General features: G+C 69.6%; 18 protein-coding genes. 11 read left to right on the forward strand and 7 right to left on the reverse strand.

The window, feature by feature from the left end; all coding sequences use genetic code 11:
* Window positions 1–10: 10 nt before the first annotated feature.
* From LRD69_RS25620 to LRD69_RS25630, 3 genes are read right to left on the reverse strand one after another with little or no spacing between them, the layout of a single operon-like run.
* Entirely contained in the window at window positions 11–1,153 is a 1,143-nt protein-coding gene (locus LRD69_RS25620; protein WP_277328888.1) for an FAD-dependent oxidoreductase, read from the reverse strand.
* Window positions 1,150–1,338 carry a ferredoxin gene (locus LRD69_RS25625; protein WP_277328889.1) on the reverse strand — a complete coding sequence of 63 codons (189 nt, stop codon included), beginning with the start codon at window positions 1,336–1,338 and terminating at the stop codon, window positions 1,150–1,152. Before LRD69_RS25625 ends, LRD69_RS25620 begins: the two co-directional genes overlap by 4 nt.
* Window positions 1,335–2,507, reverse strand: coding sequence for a cytochrome P450 (locus tag LRD69_RS25630; protein ID WP_277328890.1), 1,173 nt, complete (start codon window positions 2,505–2,507; stop codon window positions 1,335–1,337). The genes LRD69_RS25625 and LRD69_RS25630 overlap by 4 nt, the downstream gene beginning before the upstream one ends.
* Window positions 2,508–2,790: 283 nt before the next feature.
* Here LRD69_RS25630 and LRD69_RS25635 point away from each other — a divergent pair, with 283 nt between their 5' ends.
* The 8 genes from LRD69_RS25635 (at window position 2,791) to LRD69_RS25670 (ending at window position 11,981) form a co-directional block, all read left to right on the forward strand.
* Window positions 2,791–3,765, forward strand: coding sequence for a phosphotriesterase (locus LRD69_RS25635; RefSeq protein ID WP_277328891.1), 975 nt, complete (start codon window positions 2,791–2,793; stop codon window positions 3,763–3,765).
* A 50-nt stretch (window positions 3,766–3,815) separates the two neighbouring features.
* Complete coding sequence (locus LRD69_RS25640; protein WP_277328892.1) at window positions 3,816–4,769, forward strand: phosphotriesterase; 954 nt, start codon at window positions 3,816–3,818, stop codon at window positions 4,767–4,769.
* A gap of 12 nt (window positions 4,770–4,781) precedes the next feature.
* On the forward strand, window positions 4,782–5,900 hold the full coding sequence (locus LRD69_RS25645; RefSeq protein WP_277328893.1) for an FAD-dependent monooxygenase: 1,119 nt from the start codon (window positions 4,782–4,784) through the stop codon (window positions 5,898–5,900).
* Window positions 5,901–5,904: 4 nt separating this feature from the next.
* Complete coding sequence (locus LRD69_RS25650) at window positions 5,905–6,828, forward strand: alpha/beta hydrolase (protein WP_277328894.1); 924 nt, start codon at window positions 5,905–5,907, stop codon at window positions 6,826–6,828.
* Between the two features lie 84 nt (window positions 6,829–6,912).
* Window positions 6,913–7,854 (forward strand): MBL fold metallo-hydrolase, encoded by a 942-nt coding sequence (locus LRD69_RS25655; protein ID WP_277328895.1) that lies wholly within the window; start codon window positions 6,913–6,915, stop codon window positions 7,852–7,854.
* A gap of 18 nt (window positions 7,855–7,872) precedes the next feature.
* On the forward strand, window positions 7,873–9,657 hold the full coding sequence (locus LRD69_RS25660) for a CocE/NonD family hydrolase (RefSeq protein ID WP_277328896.1): 1,785 nt from the start codon (window positions 7,873–7,875) through the stop codon (window positions 9,655–9,657).
* A gap of 315 nt (window positions 9,658–9,972) precedes the next feature.
* On the forward strand, window positions 9,973–10,728 hold the full coding sequence (locus tag LRD69_RS25665; protein WP_277328897.1) for a trimeric intracellular cation channel family protein: 756 nt from the start codon (window positions 9,973–9,975) through the stop codon (window positions 10,726–10,728).
* The gene (locus LRD69_RS25670) at window positions 10,725–11,981 is read left to right on the forward strand and encodes an amidohydrolase (protein ID WP_277328898.1); all 1,257 of its coding nucleotides are present in this window, start codon (window positions 10,725–10,727) and stop codon (window positions 11,979–11,981) included. The genes LRD69_RS25665 and LRD69_RS25670 overlap by 4 nt, the downstream gene beginning before the upstream one ends.
* 851 nt (window positions 11,982–12,832) lie before the next feature.
* Here the strand turns inward: LRD69_RS25670 and LRD69_RS25675 are convergent.
* The gene (locus LRD69_RS25675; RefSeq protein ID WP_277328899.1) at window positions 12,833–13,240 is read right to left on the reverse strand and encodes a MerR family transcriptional regulator; all 408 of its coding nucleotides are present in this window, start codon (window positions 13,238–13,240) and stop codon (window positions 12,833–12,835) included.
* Between the two features lie 449 nt (window positions 13,241–13,689).
* Between LRD69_RS25675 and LRD69_RS25680 the strand changes: the two genes are divergently transcribed.
* On the forward strand, window positions 13,690–15,153 hold the full coding sequence (locus LRD69_RS25680) for a SulP family inorganic anion transporter (protein WP_277328900.1): 1,464 nt from the start codon (window positions 13,690–13,692) through the stop codon (window positions 15,151–15,153).
* Window positions 15,154–15,481: 328 nt separating this feature from the next.
* On the opposite strand, the gene LRD69_RS25685 is transcribed toward LRD69_RS25680, so the two are convergent.
* The 3 genes from LRD69_RS25685 to paaI are packed head-to-tail and all read right to left on the reverse strand — an operon-like array spanning window position 15,482 to window position 17,941.
* Complete coding sequence (locus LRD69_RS25685; RefSeq protein ID WP_277328901.1) at window positions 15,482–16,141, reverse strand: TetR/AcrR family transcriptional regulator; 660 nt, start codon at window positions 16,139–16,141, stop codon at window positions 15,482–15,484.
* Between the two features lie 25 nt (window positions 16,142–16,166).
* A complete protein-coding gene (paaK, locus tag LRD69_RS25690) occupies window positions 16,167–17,513 on the reverse strand; it encodes a phenylacetate--CoA ligase PaaK (protein WP_277328902.1) in 1,347 nt (448 codons plus the stop codon).
* Window positions 17,510–17,941, reverse strand: a complete 432-nt coding sequence (gene paaI, locus LRD69_RS25695; RefSeq protein WP_277328903.1) for a hydroxyphenylacetyl-CoA thioesterase PaaI — start codon at window positions 17,939–17,941, stop codon at window positions 17,510–17,512. Before paaI ends, paaK begins: the two co-directional genes overlap by 4 nt.
* A gap of 96 nt (window positions 17,942–18,037) precedes the next feature.
* Here paaI and paaN point away from each other — a divergent pair, with 96 nt between their 5' ends.
* Window positions 18,038–19,747 carry a phenylacetic acid degradation protein PaaN gene (gene paaN, locus LRD69_RS25700; protein WP_277328904.1) on the forward strand — a complete coding sequence of 570 codons (1,710 nt, stop codon included), beginning with the start codon at window positions 18,038–18,040 and terminating at the stop codon, window positions 19,745–19,747.
* Window positions 19,747–20,970 carry a thiolase family protein gene (locus LRD69_RS25705; protein WP_277328905.1) on the forward strand — a complete coding sequence of 408 codons (1,224 nt, stop codon included), beginning with the start codon at window positions 19,747–19,749 and terminating at the stop codon, window positions 20,968–20,970. Before paaN ends, LRD69_RS25705 begins: the two co-directional genes overlap by 1 nt.
* Window positions 20,971–20,973 lie beyond the last annotated feature (3 nt).

Consider the following 20,973-nt stretch of genomic DNA (forward strand, 5'->3'; position numbering starts at 1 on the left):
GAGACGGATTTTACGAGGCCGCCTGGCTCACGCGACGCAGCCGGGGCATCGGGATGCGGTAGTTGAGCGCCGCGGCCACTCCGCTCCCGTCGTCGCGCGACCAGCGCATCAGCGCCGGCCCGCCACCGGGTTCCCCGTCGACGTACGCCGGCTCCCCCTGCAGCGGCAGATGGCCCACCGCCTTGAGGTTCAGTCCGAACTGCTCGGTCCAGAAGTACGGCTGGAACCGCAGCGGCGGCGCGTCGTCGCCGTGGAGCAGTGCCCTCGCGGCGACCTTCGCCTGCTCGATCGCACTGGTCCAGAAGGGCATGCGACGCAGGCCGTAGGGCGTGGGGAAGGCCGCGAGGTCACCGACGGCGGCGACGTCGGGGCGGACCAGCCCCCGCGAGTCGACCGGGACGGCACCCTTCGGCGCGAGTCCGGTGTCCGCGAGCCATTCCGTGTTGGGCACGTCGCCGACGGCCGACACGATGATCCCCGACTCCAGGACCGTGCCCTCGTCGAGCACGACCCGGGCACCGCCGTCCCGTCGTTCGATCCGTGCCAGCTCGGTCTCGACGATCGTGAGCCCCTGGTCCAGGGCGGCCCGGACGAAGACGTCGGCCAGGTACGGGCCGAGCTGGAGGGTCAGCGGCGCGCCCTGGGAGACGAGGGTGACCTTGCAGTCCGAGGCCAGGCACCCCGAGGCGATCTCCATGCCGAGTGGCCCGCCACCCACCACGACGACCGACGGCTTGTCCACCAGCCGGCCGCGCAGGTACAGCGCGTCGTCCAGCCCCCGCAGGGTGAGCTCTTCGGGCAGGTCGGACAACCGCCGCGCCCGGGAGCCGGTGGCCAGGACGATCCGGTCGTACGGCAGAGCCGTGCCGTCGTCGAGGGTGACGAGCCGGCGATCGAGATCGAGTCCTCTCGCGCGTACGCCCAGAAGTTCTCTCGCACCGTGGCCGGCTGGCGCGAGCTGGTGCGACGACAGGTCGTCGCCGTCGAGCAGGAGCGCCTTGGAGAGGGCCGGGCGGCTGTACGCGGGGTGCGGTTCGTCGCCGACGACGGTCAGTTCGCCGTCGAAGCCGGCCTCACGGAGCGCGTCGGCCGCGGTGAGCCCGGCGATCCCGTTGCCGACGACGACGACGCGGTCGACGGTGCCGCCGCTCATGCGATCCTCAGCGCCGTGACCGGACACACCCGGACGGCGGCGTTCGCCAGGGCGGCGTCGGCCTCGTCGATCTCCTCGTGGTGCAGAACCAGCTCACCGTCGGCGTCGAGGTGCATGAGCTGCGGGGCGGCCTGCTCACACAGGCCGTGGCCCTCACAACGGGGGCGGTCAAGAACGATCTTCATGCGGGGATCACCTCCAGGACGGGGAGCTTCTCGATGCTCCGGGTGGTGTTGCTGGGGACACGGGTCTCGGGTCCGACGACGAGGCGCTCGACGTGCCGGGCCAGCGCGTCGATCACGGCGTGCGCCTCCAGGCGGGCGAGTCCCTGACCGGCGCAGCCGTGCGGGCCGTAGCCGAACGAGAGGTGGTCGACCGGGTTGCGTGCGACGAGGAAGTCGTCCGGGTTCTCGTAGTGCCGGGCATCGCGGTTGCCGGCGCCGAAAAGGATCGCGATCTGCGCACCCGCGGGGACGGTGACCCCGTCGATGTCGACGTCCGTGGTGGCGCGCCGCCCCCAGGCGTGGACGGGAGCCCAGAAGCGCAGCACCTCGTTGAACGCCGCGGGCACCAGCGACCGGTCCTGGCGGATCAGGGCGAGCTGGTCGGGGTGCGCGCCGAGGAGGGCGACGATGTTGCCGATCGACGCCATGGTGGTGTCGACGCCGGCACCGAGGTACTGGTGGATGATGTGGCCGGCCGTGTTCGGCGGGATGGTGCCACGTGCCTCGGCGTCGAAGATCCCGCGGCCCACCGACCCTTCGGCCAGGTCGCCGGCGGTGACCTGGGAGCACCATTCGTACAGCTCGCCGGCGATGGGGAAGTTCTCGGTCGTGCGCTGGTTCATCGGACCGAGGACCTGCATGGCGGCCTGTCCCCAGCGCAGCATGTTGTCGCGCACGTGGCCGGTGAAGCCGATCAGGTCGGCGACGACCTCCAGCGGGAACGCGCGGGCCAGGGCGTCGATTGCCTCGAAGGAGCCCTTCGCGACGAGCTCGGCGACGAGAGCGTCCGCCTTCGCCTCGATGCGCGTCTTCAGGCCGCGCAGCGCGCGCGGCGAGAGGTTCTCGGTGAGCGTGGCGCGCAGTTGGGTGTGGACCGGCGGATCAGAGGCGAGCGAGGTGCCGGTGAGCGCCTCGTTGGCCATCGCATTGAATGCGATCGAGGTCGAGGAGAACGACTCCCAGTCCGCGAGGGCGCCCCGGATGACGTCGTACCGCGTCAGCGCGTAGACATCGTTCTTCCGGAGGTGGACGACGGAGCCCTGACCCCGTAGTTCGGCGTAGACGGAGTACGGGTCGAGTACGACCTCGTCGGCGAAGAGATCGAGGTCGGAGGTAGGCGGAGTGGTCATGCCCTCAGTGAAAGTGACCGACCCGACATTCGACAAGTGAATGATTTGCATCAAGCTTCATGCACGCCATGCATGAACTTCCTCTCTCGGCGGCGCCGACCGCCCGGGCGGGGTCGCTGTCGCCTCCCTCGGCTGGGGCAGTCAAGCAACCCGATCCGCGTTGGCGACTCCTCGTTCATTGATTTTTCTTACCGTTCATTTCATTGACGACATGTAAATCAAATGGCTACCGTGGCTGCAGCCACAGGGTGCCGTGCACCCCACCCCGGACACGTGAGGCAGCATGAGCGTCAAGAGCAAGACCGTGACCACCGTCCTGGGCCCGGTGTCGGCCGATGAGCTGGGCGTCGTTTCGATCCACGAGGCGCTGCTGTCGGTGGTCCCGGGCGCGGAGTACGCCTTCGACATCGCCATCGACCGCGCCGAGATCTTCGAGACCCTCGCAGAGAAGCTGAAGGACTTCCGCGCCCACGGTGGCGGCACGATCGTCGACAGCACCGGCATGTTCCACGGCCGGGACGTCCGGATGTACGAGGCCCTCTCCCGCACCACCGGCGTGCACATCGTCGCCTCGACGGGCCAGGGCCCGGAGGAGATGCTCGGCGGCTACTTCCTCACGCCCCAGACCAACCCGCCGACGCCGTGGCCGGCCGAGAAGTTCGCCGACCTCTTCACCAAGGAGATCACCGAGGGCATGGTGGTCCCGCGCGTGGAGCGCCGAGGCCTCGCCGGCCTGGTGGCCACCGCCGCGACGCGGACCGGCATGACCGCGACCGACGAGAGCCTCCTGCGCGGCGCGGCCCGCACCGCCCTCGCCACCGGCGTCGCGGTCTCCGTCCGGTACGGCGCCGACGCCGTCCATGACCTCGACATCGTGCTCGACGAGAAGCTGCCGGCCGACCGGGTCGTCGTCGGTGGGCTGGACCGCAAGGACGCCGTCGCCGCCGGTGCGCCCGCGAAGGTCGCCGCCCGCGGCGCCTGCATCGCCCTCGACCACGTCGGCACCGAGGACGCGGAGCACATCACCGACGCCGAGCGCGCCGCCCTGGTTGCCGACCTCGTGCAGGCCGGTCTCGGCGAAAGGATCCTGCTCTCCAGCGGCGCCACCGGGGTGGCCAAGGGACACCCTGCCGACGACCTGCGGTACAGCCACGTCCTGACCGCCTTCGTGCCGCTGCTGAAGGCGCAGGGCCTCGGCGGCGACGACGTGCGGCGGATGCTCGTGGCCAACCCGCGCGACCTGCTTGCGATGCGCTGAACGCGTCGGCCCGAACGACCGTCAAATCCTTTTCTCAAAAGGTGAGTTTTATGTCGAGAGTGAATACAGTCCTGGGGCCGATCCCCGCCGAGGAGCTGGGTCTCGTGGCGATCCACGAGCACATCGGGTACGGCATGCCCGGCTCCGAGCTGGACACGAAGTGGTGGAAGACGCCCGAGCAGCGCTACGAGGAGACCGTCCCGAAGCTGCGCAGGTTCCACGAGCTCGGCGGCGGCACCTTCGTCGACGCGACCGGCATCTGCAATGGCCGTGACGTCGACTACTACAAATCCCTGTCCGCGAAGACCGGCGTCCACATCGTCGCCTGCACCGGCTTCGTCGGCGGCGACACCGCCCTGCCGCACTTCGCCCAGGCCAGTGTGGACTACCTGACCCGGCAGTTCGTCCACGAGATCACCGTCGGTATCGGCGCCACCGGCAGCCTGGCCGGTGTCATCAAGGTGGGCGTGAGCCGCGGCGGCCGTATGACGGACCTGGACAAGCGCATCTACCGAGCCGCGGCCCGCGCCTCACTCACCACGGGCGTGCCGATCCTCACCCACCTTGCGATCGACGCCGAGAACGCGATCGAGATCTTCGACGAGGAAGGCCTTCCCCTCGACCGCGTCCTGTTCGGGCACGTCGACGACGGCGTGAACGCCGATAAGACACGCGATGTCTGGATCGCGGAGCAGGGCGGCCGCATCGGCTTCGACACCTTCGGCTACGAGACCGAACTGCCGGACCCGCCGTTCTGGGCCCGCCCCCGCAAGGAACGGCTGGACCACTTCCTGCGCTTCATCGGCGACGGCCGCCTGGGCCAGGTCCTCGCCTCCGCCGACGCCAACTGCAGCCCGCTGGGCTGGCCGGGCGTCAAGGGCCACACCGTCAACTACATATTCGAGGACCTCATCCCGGACCTCCGCGCCGCCGGCCTCGACGAGGCCGCGATCAAGACGATCTTCATCGACAACCCGGCCGACTTCCTGACCATCCAGAAGTAAGAGAGAACCCTCATGCAGTCCTCAGACCTGAAGAACCTGAAGATCGCCGTCGTCGGGGCGGGATACGGCGGCGCGGCGGCGGCCAAGGCTATGAGCCTGCTCGGTGCGGACGTCAACGTCTATGAGCAGGCGAACCAGATCCGGGAGGTCGGCGCCGGCATCGGTCTGCGTCCCGCCACCATCGACCGGTTCCGCCAGTGGGGCATCTTCGACGCGATCGCCAAGGTCAGCTCGCCCAGCGAGTACTTCGAGATCCTCACCGCCACCGGTGAACCGATCATGAAGGAGGCGTGGCCGGCCGCCGGGGACCAGACCCACACCCATCTGATCCATCGTGGCGACTTCATCGACGCCCTGCTGGGCGTGCTGCCCGAGGGCATGGTGCACCTCGGTCACAAACTGCAGACCGTCGAGGACAAGGGCGACAGCGCCGTCCTCACCTTTGCGGGCGGCAAGACGGTCGAGGCGGACCTCGTCGTCGGCGCCGACGGCATCAAGTCGGTCGTGCGCCACCAGCTGTTCAGCGACAAGAGCCCAGTGTTCTCCGGCGAGCACGCCTACCGCGCCGTCATCTCCGTGGACGACGCCCACGGCATGGTCGTCGACGACAACCTCCGGATGTACATAGGCAAAGGCACGAAGATCTACCTGCTTCCGCTGCGCCACCGGGGCCAGGTGTCGTTCGACATCACCGCCCTGTGCCCGGACAGCATCTGGACGCCCCAGGTCACCAAGGACGACCTGCTGACGACGGTCGAAGGCTTCGACGAGCGCCTGGTGAGCATCACACGCGACCTCGACATGGACACCGTGAACATCCGCGCCGTGTACGACATCGACCCGGTCGACACATGGCACACCGACTCCGTCGTCCTCGTCGGCGACGCCGCCCACTCGATGCTGCACCACCAGGGCCAGGGCGCGAACTCGGCCATCGAGGACGCCGGCGCGCTCGCCGACGCCTTGCGCGGGGCCGGCTCCCTGAAGGAGGCACTGGCGCTGTACCAGGCCACTCGCAAGCCCGTGACCGACAAATTGCAGGCCATCTCGCGCCAGGGCTGGACCGAAGACGAGATCAACGACGTCTTCCCCGGCCAGAAGCCCGCGGCTGCCGCCGCGCCGAAGGAGTGACGACATGCCGCTGCATCCCGAGATCGCCACGTTCGTCGCCGGCCTGCCCACCCCGCCCGAGGGCCCGCTCGACCCGGTCGCACTGCGCGCCGCCGACGAGGCGCATGTCGCTCCCGTGGAGGAACGCCTGCCGCTGCACTCGGTCGAAGACGTGACGGCACGGACCGCCTCCGGCGAGGTGCCGGTGCGGATCTACACGCCGGCCGAGGCCGACCGTCACGGTCTGCTGGTGTACTTCCACGGCGGCGCCTTCTTCCTCGGCAGCCTGGAGACGCACGACCACGTCGCGCGCTCGCTGGCCAAGGAGACCGGAATCAAGGTCGTCTCCGTCGGCTACCGCCTGGCGCCCGAGCACGCCTTCCCGGCCGGTCTCGACGACGCTTACGCGGTCGTGCGCTGGGCCGCCGAGGAGGGGTCGGGACTGGGCTGGGACGGCGAGACCCTCGCCGTCGCCGGCGACAGCTCCGGTGGCACCTTCGCCGCCGCGGTCGCGGCCAAGGCACACGACGACGGCTTCCACCGGATCACCCACCAGGTCCTCTACTACCCCTCGCTCGACCTGGACTTCGACCTCGACCGCTATGCCTCGCTGCGGGAGAACGCCGCGGGCTACGGGCTTGAGACGGCTGGGCTGAAGCCCTTCAACGCCTTCTACCTCGACAGCGGCGCCGATCCCGATGACCCGCTCGTCTCGCCGATCAAGCGGGCGGACCTCACCGGGCTGCCGCCGGCCCTCATCGTCACCGGGGAGTACGACCCGCTGCGCGACGAGGGCGAGCTCTACGGCCGGCGGCTGCGGGAGGTCGGCGTGAAGGCGACGGTGAGCCGGTACGAGGGCGCGGGCCATGGATTCGTCCAGCACTTCTCCTGGATCCCGGAGTACCACAGGGTCTTCGCCCAGACACGGGACTTCCTCGGCCGGCGCTGACCTCGCGGGTGTCCGGTGGATCAGGCCGCGCCGATCCACCGGACACCCCCCGGCCGACCCACGTACGAGCTCAGAAAGAGAGCCATGGCGCACGCAGTCAACGTCCATCCGTTGGTCTCGCCGTGGGGACGATTCGGTCTCTACAGCTTCTTCATCGATGCACCCGAGCCGGCCATCGTCGACACCGGAATCGCCTCCTCGCCCACCGCAGGGATGGCTCCCGCCCTCGAGGCGATCGGGCGCCGCATCGAGGACGTGCGCTGGATCCTGCTGACCCACGGTCACATCGACCACGTCGGCGGGGCACACGCCCTGTGGGAGCTCACCGGCCGGCGCGCCCAGGTGGTGATCCACGAGGCCGACGCACCGATGCTCCGCTCGCGGCGGGCCCACGTGGAGGAGTATCTCGCCGGACGGGGCCGGTACCTGGGCGACCCCGAGGGCGAGGCGAAGGTGACCGCCACCGCGCATGCCGTCATCGCCGGCGAGATGGAGCCCACCCTGCGCGTCAAGGGCGGCGAGACCCTCTCCCTCGGCGGCGACGTCACCGTCTCGGTGCACTCGATCCCGGGCCACACGCTCGGATCGGTCGCGTACGTCGTCGACGGCCAGGGCGCGGTGTTCACCGGTGACGCCGTTCAGGCCCACGGGGCCGCCAACGGCTTCCCCGGTTACACGGACCCGGTCGCCTATCGCACCAGCTTGGAGTACCTGCGCGACGAGATCCGTCCGCGGCACCTCTACCTCGGGCACCCGTACCGTCGCGCCGACGGCACGCCGTACGGCGTCGAGCTCGATGCCGCGCAGGCCCAGGAGGCCATCGCCCAGAGCCTCGCCGCCGAGGGCCGGGTCGGCGCGGCCGCCTGCGGCTGCCTGCAGACAGGCCTGGCGGAGACGGATTCGCCGTACTCCCCGTTCGCCCGCGTCGCCGAGGAGCTCGGCTACACCGGCGACCCCACGCTCGAGCCGTCGCCGTTCTTCACCTCGATGCACGGCTACCGCGAGCACCTCGACCAGAACGCGTAACACAGGAGCTTCGCACTCATGACTGACTTTCAGACGGTTCGGGCGGGCGAGCAGACCATCGCCGTCCGCAAGGACCTCCAGGTGCCGATGCGGGACGGCGTCACGCTGGCAGCCGACACCTACAGCGGCCTGGACGACACACCGCGGCCCGCACTCGTGGCCCTGAGCCCCTACGGCAAGGAGCTGCAGGCCCTCGCGCTCACGACGCCTCCGCAGCGGCGCCCCAGCCCGATGTGGGACGGCTGCATCGAGGCCGGCGACATCGCGCGCGTCGTCAAGGAGGGCTACGTCCACGTCATCGGCGACCTGCGCGGCTCCGGTGCCTCCGAGGGCGAGCACATCGGCAACTACAACGCCGGTGGTGTCTCGCTCGGCCAGGACGCCTACGACTTCATCGAGTGGGTCGCGGCGCAGCCGTGGTGCGACGGCAACGTCGGCATGATCGGTATCTCCTACTTCGGCTCGATGCAGGTGCTCGCCGCCGCCGAGCGGCCGCCGCACCTCAAGGCGATCTTCGTCAGCGGCGGCCACTACGACTTCTACGAGACCACCTACCACGGCGGCGTCATGTGGTTCATGCCGCGCGCAGCCCGCGAGGGCCGCGGCGGCGACTCCGGCTGGGCCTTCACCGACGGCGTCAAATCCCGCATGCTCGAGACCTACTCACCGAAGGAGATCAAGGAGAAGGTCGCCGAGCGGCTGCAGGACCCGGACGTGGCCGCCTGGCCGAACCTGGTCCACGTGCTGAACTACCCGAAGAACCACGAGGCCTGGTTCGACATCGTGATGAACGAGGTCGACGGCGAGTGGTACGAGGAGCGCAACCCGGTCACCCTCGCGCCGAACATCCACATCCCGGTCTGGCTGCAGATCGACCAGGGCCGCGGCTGGACGATTGACGGGACCATCGAGCTGTTCAATTCACTGAACGGCCCGAAGAAGCTCGACATCGGCCCCTACCCGCCGATGCAGTCGCGCCCCTTCATCGAAGAGCACGACAAGATGTTCCGGTGGTACGACTACTGGATCAAGGGCATCGACAACGGGGTGATGGACGAGCCGGCCGTCACCGTCCACGTCGAGGGCTCGCGCGAGTACGTCACCGGCGCGCAGTGGCCGCCGAAGGACGTGGAGTACAAGTCGCTCTACTTCCGCCCGCGCCGCAAGCTCTCCTTCGAGCCCGAGCTGATGGGCGCCGAGCACGCGGCCCCCGACGGCTTCTACCAGGCGCCGCTGACGGTGACCGACAAGGTGGAGATCCTCAACTGGAGCACGGAGCCGTTCACCGAGCCCACCGAGATGATCGGTCAGGGTGCGGCGCACCTCTTCGCGGAGATCGACCAGCCCGAAACGAACTTCATCCTGCGCATGTGGGACGAGGCGCCGGGCGGAAGGCGTCAGCTCGTGACGACCGCCTATCTCAAGGCCTCGCACCGCGAGCTCGACGAGGAGCGCACCTCGGACGGCGACCCCTACCACCCGCACACCCGCGCGGTGCCGGTCGAGCCGGGGCGGATCGAGGAGTACGTGCTGCGCGTGTACCCGTTCGCGGCGACGTTCCTGCCGGGCCACAAGCTGGTCGTGGAGCTCTCCAACGACGAGCCGCCGGCCGACGAACACAATGCGCTGCTGCCGCCGGACGCCTTCCACCTACCGGTGGGCCGCCCCGTCACCCACAAGATCTACCGCGACGCCGCACACCCCTCCCGGCTGGTGCTGCCGTTCACGACGGTCACGGCGCCGGACGTGACGCGACCGGGCTCTGCGCGCCACGAAGACGGAGACCGGCGCAGCGGCTCCTGACGAGGCCGACGCCGACCGGGGGACCGCCGTACCCTCGGCGGCCGGCCCCGCCTCTTCGCCCGGCCGGCGTCCGGACCTTCGCGCTCCCAGGCACGTTGTCCCGGCCGTCGGCCGAGCAGTGGTCGGTCATGCCGGATTCCGGCGGCCGGACGATCCGGTCCGCGGTGGACCAGCCGCACCCCACCCGTGTCTTCTGCGCCCACGCGGCCGTGACCGCAGGTGATCTGACCTGCCGGCCGCGTGTCGTCGCGGAACGTCACTGTCCGTGGCGGTCTGCGCGTGCCGTGGCGACGCCGAGTCACTAGGCTCGTCATCGTGTCCACCGTAGGTGTGACGTCGGCTTCCCTGATCCCCGCCGGAATCACGGTCGCGACGCGCTATCTCGACCTTGCCGGTGTCTTCTCGTGCGCGCTGCTGGGGGGCGCCGTGGCCCGCACGGCCGGTCTGGACCTGTTCGGGTTCCTGGTGGTGGGCATCATCTCCGGTCTGGGCGGAGGCATGATCAGGGACGTGCTGCTGCAGCACGGCACACCGGTCGCGCTGACCGACTACGCCTACCTGCCGACCGCCGTCGCCGGGGCCGTGGTGGTCTTTCTCATCAAGATCAGCGAGGCGTCCTGGACCCGGCTCTTCACCGCGCTCGACGCCGCCGTGCTCGGGTTCTGGGCGGTCACCGGGGTCAACAAGACGCTCGCCGTGGGTCTGGGATGGCTTCCGGCCATCCTCCTGGGCACCGTGACCGCCGTCGGCGGCGGCGCCCTGCGCGATGTCGTCCTCGGCCGGGTGCCGGCTGTCTTCGGGGGCAACGGTCTGTACGCCACCGTCGCCATCGCGGTCGCCGGAGTCACGGTGATCTGCGTGTACCTCGGCGTGCCGGCGATCGGCGCCGGCCTGGGCATCACCCTGGCCCTGGCCTTCCGGCTCACTGCCGTGCGGTTCGGCTGGAACCTGCCCAACAGCCTGGACTGGCAGCCCCGGGCCAGGATGGCCGCGACGCTGCGGCACGGCACCGGCACTGCCGCGCGAAAGGGGAAAGAAGAGCAGTCCCACCCGCGCAAGGAGACGTCGTGATTGACCGAAACCGTGCAGTGCTGTCCGGCCTCGCCGGTATCCGCTCCGATCTCGAGGACCTCTACCGGGATCTGCACAGGCATCCCGAACTCGGCCTGCGGGAGCACCGCACGGCGAAGAAGGCGTCCGACGCTCTGCGGGATCTCGGTTACGAGGTCACAGACGGCATCGGCGGCACGGGCGTGATCGGCGTTCTGGCCAACGGCGACGGACCTACCGTCATGGCCCGCGCGGACATGGACGCCCTCCCGGTACGCGAGCAGACCGGTCTGCCCTACGCCTCCACTGTGACCCTGACCGGTCCGGACGGCACAGGGCAGCCGGTCATGCACGCCTGCGGACACGATGTGCACGTGACCGCTCTGCTCGGCTGCACACGGCTGATGACTCAGGCCGAAGACGCCTGGCGCGGTACATTCGTGGCGCTCTTCCAGCCCTCGGAGGAGAACGGCGACGGCGCCCATGCCATGATCGACGACGGTCTCACGGCAAGGGTGCCCCGGCCCGACGTGGTACTCGCCCAGCACGTCCTGCCCTATCCGGCCGGCTACGTCGGCACCCGTCCGGGGCCGTTCCTGTCGGCCGCGGACAGCCTGCGCATCACCGTCCACGGCCGAGGGGCTCACGGCTCCATGCCCCAGGCCGCGGTCGACCCCGTGGTGATGGCCGCTATGATCGTTGTGCGCTTGCAGACCATCGTTTCCCGGGAACTCGCCGCCACCACCCCCGCCGTCGTCACCGTAGGCAGCATCCACGCCGGCACCGGCCCCAACGTCATCCCCGACGGCGCCGTCATCGAGGTCAACGTCCGGACCTACGACGACGCCACGCGCACCAAGGTCCTGAAGGCGATCGAGCGCATCGTCCGGACCGAGAGCGAGGCGTCCGGGTCGCCGCAGGCACCCGAGATCGAGCGAACGGCCGCCTTTCCGCCCACCGTCAACGACGAGGAAGTGACGCGGCGCGTCGCGGAGGCGTTCGCCGCCCATTTCGCCGACGACGCGCACACCATCGACCTGCAGACCGCCAGCGAGGACATGAGCGAGATCGCCAAAGCGTTCGGCGCGCCGTTCACCTATTGGGGCATCGGAGGCATCGACGCCGAGCTGTATGCCGAGGCCGCCCAGAAGGGCACCATCGCCCAGGACGTCCCGGTCAACCACAGCCCTGCCTTCGCCCCCGTCGTCCAACCCACCCTGGACACCGGCGTCAGCGCCATGACGGTGGCTGCCCTCGCCTGGCTCGGCAGCTGACGTGAAATCGGCAGTTCCAGCGAGCCGTGGCTGTGGCGACCGCTACCTGGCAGCGCGCCGACGCTGCGGTCCCGGAACGTGGTGCCCAGAAGGCCGGCTTGCGGGTGCCGACCAGGTACAGGCACGAGCAGTCCGTGTGGCAGAGTCAGCCGGCAACACTCTGACGCTCGTTCGACGCTCTGGGCGCTCGCATACGGCGCGATGAGCCCAGAAAGTGGCTCTGAGCTGGGCTTTTCCGTGGCGCGTTCGGGCCGACATGTTTGCGATTACGCATCACGTGGAGTGCGTGGCGATTCTCGAACCCGCCGCAAAGGGCTCCTGACCTGTAATTTTGCGCGTGTGCGTTAGGGGTGGTGTGGGAGTCACGGGCAATGTCCTGACGCTCTGACGCTCGTTCTGACCAGGTGTCACCTGGCTGATCGTGCAGGTCGCGCGGGGCGGGAGGCGCGCTCCCGAGGGCCGGCTTTGCGAGGACCTGAAAGAAGTTGGCCGGGTTCGAGGCCCGCAGCTCCGCGACCCTGTCGTCCGTGCCCCTGATCCGGTCCGCGATCAGCGGCAGCATCCGCGCTCGCGCGGAGGCACATACGCCCTCCTCGCGTACGTGCACCTCGTCGGAGGCGACGGCCTCCTCCCCGAGTTCCGGCCGACGTGCTGCGGCCGACCGGGACTCCTGCCGCGTCCGCGATCTCACGACCCAGCCGCCAGGACCCGTTACGTGGGCGAGCGCACCGCCGTGCCCGGCGCCTCCGCCCTCACGACCCGGACCCCTCGCCGAGCCCATCCGCGCGGAGAAGGTGACGGCGCCGACCCTTTCACCCGAGTTGGCGCTGCGCGAGTTCGAGCCCGAACGCCTACGTGTTTGCGGCCTGGTTTCGTTCCACTCGCTCGCGCAGCGTCCGCGCGAACTCCTCGGCCCGCGCCAGCTGGACGCGCAACTTGGTCACCTGATCGGCAGCGCCGTGCTCGTATCCGCGGACGCGCTCCAGCAGGATTTCTCGCTCTCCCCGCGACAGGTCACCTTCATCGAGGCGGTCGGTGGCGTCGAGCAGGTCGCGCATCTGCTCCAGAGTGAAGCCAAGGGGTTTCATCCGGCGGACAACCATGAGTCGTTCGACGTCTCGCTCGGTGTAGAGGCGGAAGCCTCCCTGCGAGCGGGCGGAGGGAACGACCAGGCCGACCTCCTCGTAGTGCCGGATCGTGCGCAGGGACAGCTCGGTCCGCGTGGCCACCTCACCGATCTGCATGTGCTTGCCGTCCACGCCCGTGATCCTCTGGCCTCTCGTCCTTGTCGGCCGGGCCCCGAGCGGGCACCGCCCTCTCACTCTAACGTTACGGTAGAGTTGTCCTGACGTGGGCGGCGTACCCGTGCCCACCGGTGCCGTGTCGGGGCCGATGACGCCCTCGGCGAAGTTCCGATTATTTTGCAGGAGAGAAGCGTGCGCGAGCTCATGCCGCCCGGCGCTGTCGCCTGCCCGCCGTGATGATGCGCCTGCGGAACTGAATTCCTGTGCAAGCGCGGGGGCTGTTCCGCTCCTCGCTCGTCCTTCGGCTCCGCGCTCATGGAGCCGCTCGCGGGGTGCCGACCCCGTTCCACCGCACCCTTCCGCGTGCCCCGGTCTGCCGAACGGGGTGTGCCCGAGCACGACAGGTTCCGTCTCCGTTGTCTTCTGCTGCCTCAGCTGTGTCCCCGGCCGCGCGCCTGCGTGGCATGAAGCCCGACTGGTTCTCCGACCCGAAGGTCTGGCGTACCGAGGTCCTGGCCGGCTTGGTCGTCGCCCTCGCGCTGATTCCCGAGGCGATCTCGTTCTCGATCATCGCCGGTGTCGATCCCGCGCTGGGCCTGTTCGCCTCCTTCACCATGGCCGTCGTCATCTCGATCGTCGGTGGCCGACGGGCGATGATCTCCGCCGCCACCGGCGCCGTCGCGCTCGTCATCGCCCCGCTCAACCGCGAGCACGGCCTTGGCTACCTGATCGCCGCCGTCATCCTCGCCGGCGTCTTCCAGATCGTCCTCGGCGGGCTCGGGGTGGCGAAGCTGATGCGGTTCATCCCGCGCTCGGTGATGGTCGGCTTCGTCAACTCCCTGGCCATCCTGATCTTCATGGCCCAGGTCCCCGAGATGCGGAACGTCCCCTGGCCGGTCTACCCGCTGATCACCGGCGGACTCGTGCTGATGATCCTCCTCCCGAAGATCACCACTGTCATCCCCGCCCCGCTCGTCTCGATCGTGGTCCTGACCGTCATCACGGTCGCGGCCGGAATCGCCGTGCCGACCGTCGGCGACAAGGGGAAACTGCCCTCCTCTTTGCCCGTGCCGGGCCTGCCCGACGTGCCCTTCACGCTTGACACCCTGACGACCATCGCCCCCTACGCCTTCGCCATGGCGCTGGTCGGACTGATGGAGTCGCTGATGACCGCCAAGCTGGTCGACGACATCACCGACACGCACTCCAGCAAGACCCGCGAGTCCATCGGCCAGGGCATCGCCAACATCGTCACCGGATTCTTCGGAGGCATGGGCGGCTGCGCCATGATCGGTCAGACGATGATCAACGTGAGGGTCTCCGGCGCACGCACCCGCCTCTCGACCTTCCTCGCCGGAGCCTTCCTGATGGTGCTCTGCATCGTCTTCGGCCCGGTCGTCTCCGGCATTCCCATGGCTGCCCTGGTAGCCGTCATGGTCATGGTGTCGTTCGCGACCTTCGACCGGCACTCCATCGCCCCGAAGACCCTCAAGCGCATGCCCGCCGGGGAGATCCTCGTCATGCTGGTCACCGTCGCCTGCGTCGTGGCCACCCACAACCTCGCCATCGGGGTCGTCGTCGGCTCCGTCACTGCCATGGTGATCTTCGCCAGACGCGTCGCCCACCTCGCCGAGGTCACGTCCGTCACCGACCCCGACCACACCACGGTCGTCTACCGGGTCACCGGTGAGCTCTTCTTCGCCTCCTCCAACGACCTCGTCGGCCGGTTCGACTACGCCGGAGATCCGAAGAACGTCGTCATCGACCTGAGCGCCGCCCACATCTGGGACGCCTCCTCCGTCGCGGCCCTGGACGCCATCGAGACCAAGTACGCCCAGCGTGGCAAGACCGTCGAGATCACCGGCCTCAACACCCCCAGCGCCGACCTCCACGGCAAGCTCAGTGGCGAACTCGCCGCCGGCCACTGACGGCGGAGGCATGTCGGCTGACCTCGCCGATGCCGCGTAGCTCATCCTCGGTGCCAGGCGACACCGACGTGGCCGGGTCGGACATCGCTTTGTCGAGCGAAGCAGTCGACGGCGGAGCTCACAGCCCCGTGCGGGGGCGGGAGTCAGGCCTTCTCCAGGTAGGCGGACACGCCTTGCTTGCCGACCCGCTTACGAATGGCCTGCAGGGTGCCAGCGGTGAGCGAGATGGAGATGCCGCTGCCGGGGCCGTCCCGGGGAAGAAGTCGGTGTCGTCGTCAGCCATGGCATGAATATGGCATTTCTAGCTATACAGCGACTTGCTGAGCCCTCAGTCCGGCATCCGCCCCAAGGGGCGACCTCGGTCGGCGCCGGTGGCCCCCTGACGGCTCAGACCCTCGAACAGTACGGCCGTGAGGGAGTCGGCCAGAGTCGTCACCGGGAGGTCTCCGTCGGGGCTGTACCACTCGATGAGGGAATTCACGGTGCCGAACAGCAGGCGACCTGCCAGGTGGGGATCGATGTCGTCGCGGACGCCTCCCTCGGCCATGGCGCGTATGACCAGGTCCGCGACTCGGTTGTCGAACTCGCGCCGCCGTGCGAGGGCCTGCCGCTCGGTGTCGCTGTTCCCGTGCAGCCGCAGCAGCAGGGTGACGTACGGCAGCTCGGCCGCCAGCACCTCGACGCTGCGCCGTACGACGTGCCGCAGCCGGGCCGTTGCCGACGTGTCCGGTGCCGGGCTCTCGTCCAGTACGGCGAACAGCGCGTCCAGAGCACGGGTGACGGCGAGGGACAGCAGCTCCTCCTTGCCGGAGACGTGGTGGTAGATGCTGGACTTGCTCAGACCGAGCCGCCGGGCCAGCTCCTCCATGCCGGTGCCGTCGTAGCCGCGTTCGTTGAAGACCGCGACCGCGACTTCCAGGAGGGAGTCACGGTCATAGGCGGGCCGCTCCGCGCGCCGTGCGGGGCGGCCGATGGGCGTGTTGCTCATCCGGTCATTGTGACAAGGAAACGGGTCAGGCCCCACGCTGGTCCTTGATCCGGCGGAGTTTGCCGAGGGAACGTTCCAGGGTCTCGGGCTCCACGATCACCACCTCCACAGTCACGCCGACACTGTCCTTCACGCCCTTGGCGATCGCGCGGACAGCCGCCTCGCGCTGCTCCGGTCCTGCGCCGCGCTTGGCCTCGACACGGACGGTCATGTGGTCCATCCGTCCCCGTGTGGTCAGCTGGATCTGGAAGTGCGGGGTGACGCCGCGTACGCCCAGGACCACCTCTTCGATCTGGCTCGGGAAGACGTTCACCCCGCGCAGGATGATCATGTCGTCGCAGCGGCCGGTGATCTTCTCGATACGACGGAAGCCGGGACGGGCGGTGCCGGGCAGCAGCCGGGTCAGGTCCCGGGTGCGGTAGCGGATGACCGGGAGCGCCTCCTTGGTGAGCGACGTGAAGACGAGTTCACCGCTCTCGCCGTCGGCGAGGAGTTCGTCCGTGAACGGGTCGACGACCTCGGGGAGGAAGTGGTCCTCCCACACGTGCAGGCCGTCCTTGGTCTCCACGCACTCCTGCGCCACGCCGGGGCCCATCACCTCGGAGAGCCCGTAGATGTCGACGGCGTGGATGTCCATGCGCTCCTCGACCTCGCGGCGCATCGCCTCCGTCCACGGCTCGGCGCCGAAGATGCCGATCTTCAGGGACGTGGTGCGCGGGTCCACGCCCTGTCGCTCGAACTCGTCGAGCAGGGTGAGCATGTAGGAGGGGGTGACCATGATGATCTCGGGCTGGAAGTCCTGGATGATCTGCACCTGTCGGGCGGTCATGCCGCCGGACGCGGGGATCACGGTGCATCCGGCGCGTTCCGCGCCGTAGTGGGCGCCGAGGCCACCGGTGAACAGGCCGTAGCCGTAGGAGATGTGGACCTTGTGCCCGGGGCGGCCGCCGGCGGCGCGTATCGAGCGGGCGATCAGGTCCGCCCAGGTCGAAAGGTCCTTCTCGGTGTAGCCGACCACCGTGGGGCGGCCGGTCGTGCCGCTGGAGGCATGGATGCGCCGCACGTCGGACATGGGGACGGCGAACATGCCGAAGGGGTAGGTCTCTCGCAGGTCGGCCTTGGTCGTGAAGGGGAACCGGGCCAGGTCCTGCAGGGTCCGGCAGTCGTCGGGGGTCACGCTGGCCTGGTCGAATTTCTTGCGGTAGAGCTCGACGTTGTCATAGGCGTGCCGCAGTGTCCGGCGGAGGCGGCGCAGCTGGAGCGCTTCCACCTCCTCGCGCGGCATCCGCTCGGCATCGTCCAGCAGCTCCGCCGGAAGGGGGTCACCGTGGCGGCGCGTGGTGTCCACCGGTGCGGTCGGTTCGCTGGTCATTGCGGCTCCTTGAATTCCTTGCTCCGAACACTGCGGCTGCGGCCGCGGAACTCCGCGATCACCGTCTCGCCGCGTAGGACGCTCACGTCATAGATGCCGCTGCGACCGAAACGGGTGATCTCCCGGGCGGTGGCGGTCAGCACGTCTCCCTCACGGGCGGGTGCCACGAACGTGACATCTGCTCCGGAGGCGACCGTGACCGGTCCGTGGCTGTTGCAGGCACAGGCGAAGGCGCTGTCGGCGAAGAGGAACAGATATCCGCCGTGAGCGGTCCCGTGACCGTTGACCATCGACTCCGTCACGGTCATGCGGAGCACCGCGGTCCCTTCGCCGTGCTCCAGCAGTTCGATGCCGAGAAGACGTGAAGCCTGGTCGGCGGCGAACATGCGCGCCGTCGGATCTGCGAGGGCGGGCATTGCCTCTGTCATGACTTATACCACCTTGTGTACCGACCGAACATTCGGTTAGCGTGCGGCACGGCCAAGTAATTCAAGCCATGCCAGGGCCTGTCAAGAGGGAGTCATATGCATCACGCAGCCACTGAGGTGCCCGACCTCTTCGCCCGCCATCGCGCCCTGCTGGAACAGGCGGTGGCCGCGACGGAGAACCGGGAGCACTGGACGCCCTACCCCGAGTCACCCAGCAAGTCGGTCTACGGCGAGGACGCCGCCACGCTCGGTGAGGCGGTCTTCCGGGAGCAGATCGGCAGGCCCTTCGACCTTCCCGGGCATCCGGCGGAGGGGCGCGTGGCGCCCGAGGAGCACTCCCCGTACGGCTTCCCGCTGGGCATCAGCTACCCCCGTCTCTCACCGGCCGCGGCCGTGGCCGCCGCCAAGGACGCCACGGTGGCCTGGCGCAAGGCCGGCCCGGACACGCGCGCCGGGGTCGCCGCGGAGATCCTCGCCCGGCTGAACGCGGCGAGCTTCGAGATCGCCCACGCCGTGCAGCACACCACCGGGCAGGCGTTCGTCATGGCCTTCCAGGCGGGTGGCCCGCACGCCCAGGACCGCGGCCTCGAGGCTGTCGCCTACGCGTGGGCGGCGCAGAAGAAGCACCCGGCCGCCGCCCGCTGGAGCAAGCCTCAGCGCAAGGGCGGGGCCCTGGTGCTGGACAAGAAGTTCAGCCCCGTAGGCCGGGGCGTCTCACTGCTCGTCGCCTGCAACACCTTCCCCACCTGGAACGGCTACCCGGGCCTGTTCGCCTCGCTCGTCACCGGCAACCCGGTCCTGGTCAAGCCGCACCCGGGCGCCGTGCTGCCCCTGGCGATCACGGTGCGCATCGCCCGTGAGGTGCTGGCCGAGGCGGGCTTCAGCCCTGACCTCGTCCTTCTGGCCACCGAGGCGCCCGGCGGCCGGGACGCCGCCACGCTCGCCCTGGACCCGGACGTGCGGATCGTCGACTTCACCGGTTCCACCGAGTTCGGTGACTGGCTGGAGACCAACGCACGCCAGGCCGCCGTCTACACCGAGAAGGCCGGCCTCAACACCGTCGTCCTCGACTCCACCGACGACTACCGCGGTCTGCTGGGCAACCTCGCCTTCTCGCTCTCGCTGTACAGCGGGCAGATGTGCACCACCCCGCAGAACCTGCTGATCCCCCGTGAGGGCATCGTCACCGACCAGGGTCCGCGGACGGCGGACGAGTTCGCCACCGACCTCGCCGCCGCCCTGGACAAGCTGCTCGGCGACCCCGCCCGTGCCGCCGGCACGCTGGGCGCGATCGTCAACGACGGTGTGCGCCACCGGCTCGAGGAAGCCGCCGGGATCGGCCGTACGGTGCGCTCGTCGACGTCCGTCGCACATCCCGACTACGACGAAGCGGACGTGCGGACGCCGCTCGTGGCGCGGCTGGACGCGGAGGCCGACCGGGAGGTCTACACCCGGGAGTGGTTCGGGCCGGTGTCCTTCGTGATCGGCACCGACTCCACCCGGCACAGCCTGGAGCTGTTCCGCGAGACGGTGCGCGCGCACGGTGCGCTGACCGCGGCAGTCCACTCCACCGAGGAGGAGGTGCTGGCCGCAGCCGAGGAAGCCGCCCTGGACGCCGGTGTCCACCTCTCCGAGAACCTCACCGGTCAGGTCTTCGTCAACCAGTCCTCCGCCTTCAGCGACTTCCACGGCAGCGCCGCCAACCCCGCGGCCAGCGCCACCCTGTCCGACGCGGCGTTCGTCACCGGCCGCTTCGCCGTCCTGCAGTCCCGCCGCCCCGTCAACACCGTCGAGGAGTCCGCCTGATGCCCGAAGACGTCTACCTGATAGACGGAGCGCGCACTCCGCAGGGCCGCTACGGCGGCGCCCTGGCCTCCATACGCCCCGACGACCTGGCCGCTCTCGTGGTCGGCGAGGCCGTGCGCCGCTCCGGTATACCGGCCGAGGCCGTGGACGAAGTGATCCTCGGCGCGGCCAACCAGGCCGGCGAGGACAACCGGGACGTGGCCCGCATGGCGGTCCTGCTGGCCGGGCTGCCGCACACCGTGCCCGGCTACACCGTCAACCGGCTCTGCGCCTCGGGCCTGACCGCAGTCGCCTCGGCCGCCCAGGCGATCCGCGCCGGTGAGGCCGACCTGGTCGTGGCCGGCGGTGCGGAGTCCATGACGCGCGCCCCGTGGGTGATGCAGAAGCCCGGGACCCCCTGGGCCAAGCCGGGGGAGGTGCACGACACGTCGCTGGGCTGGCGGTTCACCAACCCCCGCTTCACGGACGCCGACCGTGCCGTTCCCGCGGGTGCCGGACCCGAGACGGTGAAGCACACCCTGACGATGGGCGAGACCGCCGAAGAGGTGGCCGCGCTCGACGGCATCACCCGTGCCGAGTCCGACGCCTTCGCGCTGCGCAGCCACCAGCGGGCCGTCGCCGCCCAGGAGGCCGGCCGCTTCGACCGCGAGATCGTGCCCGTCCCCGTGAAGGACGGCGAGGTTTCGCGAGACGAGGGCCCCCGTCCCTCGACCACGCTGGAAAAGCTCGGCACCCTTCGCACCATCTTCCGCAAGAACGGCATCGTCACCGCCGGTTCCTCCTCGCCGCTGTCCGACGGCGCCGCCGCCCTCGTCGTGGCGAGCGCGACGGCCGTGGACCGGTACGGGCTCACGCCTCGGGCTCGGATCGTCACCTCCGCCTCGGCCGGTGTCCAGCCGCACATCATGGGGCTCGGGCCGGTCCCCGCCACCGAAAAGGCCCTCTCCCGAGCCGGCTGGCGGACCGCGGACCTCGACGCCGTCGAGCTGAACGAGGCGTTCGCCGCCCAGGCCCTGGCAGTGATGCGGCGCCTGAAGCTCGACGAGGACAAGGTCAACGCCGACGGCGGAGCCATCGCACTGGGGCACCCCCTGGGCTGCTCCGGTGCCCGCATCCTGCTGACCCTGCTGGGGCGTCTGGAGCGGGAGGACGCCCGCAGGGGTCTGGCGACCCTGTGCGTCGGCGTCGGCCAGGGTGTCGCGATGCTGGTGGAGAGGGTGTGAGCG

Source organism: Streptomyces sp. JH14, assembly GCF_029428675.1.
Lineage (GTDB): Bacteria > Actinomycetota > Actinomycetes > Streptomycetales > Streptomycetaceae > Streptomyces.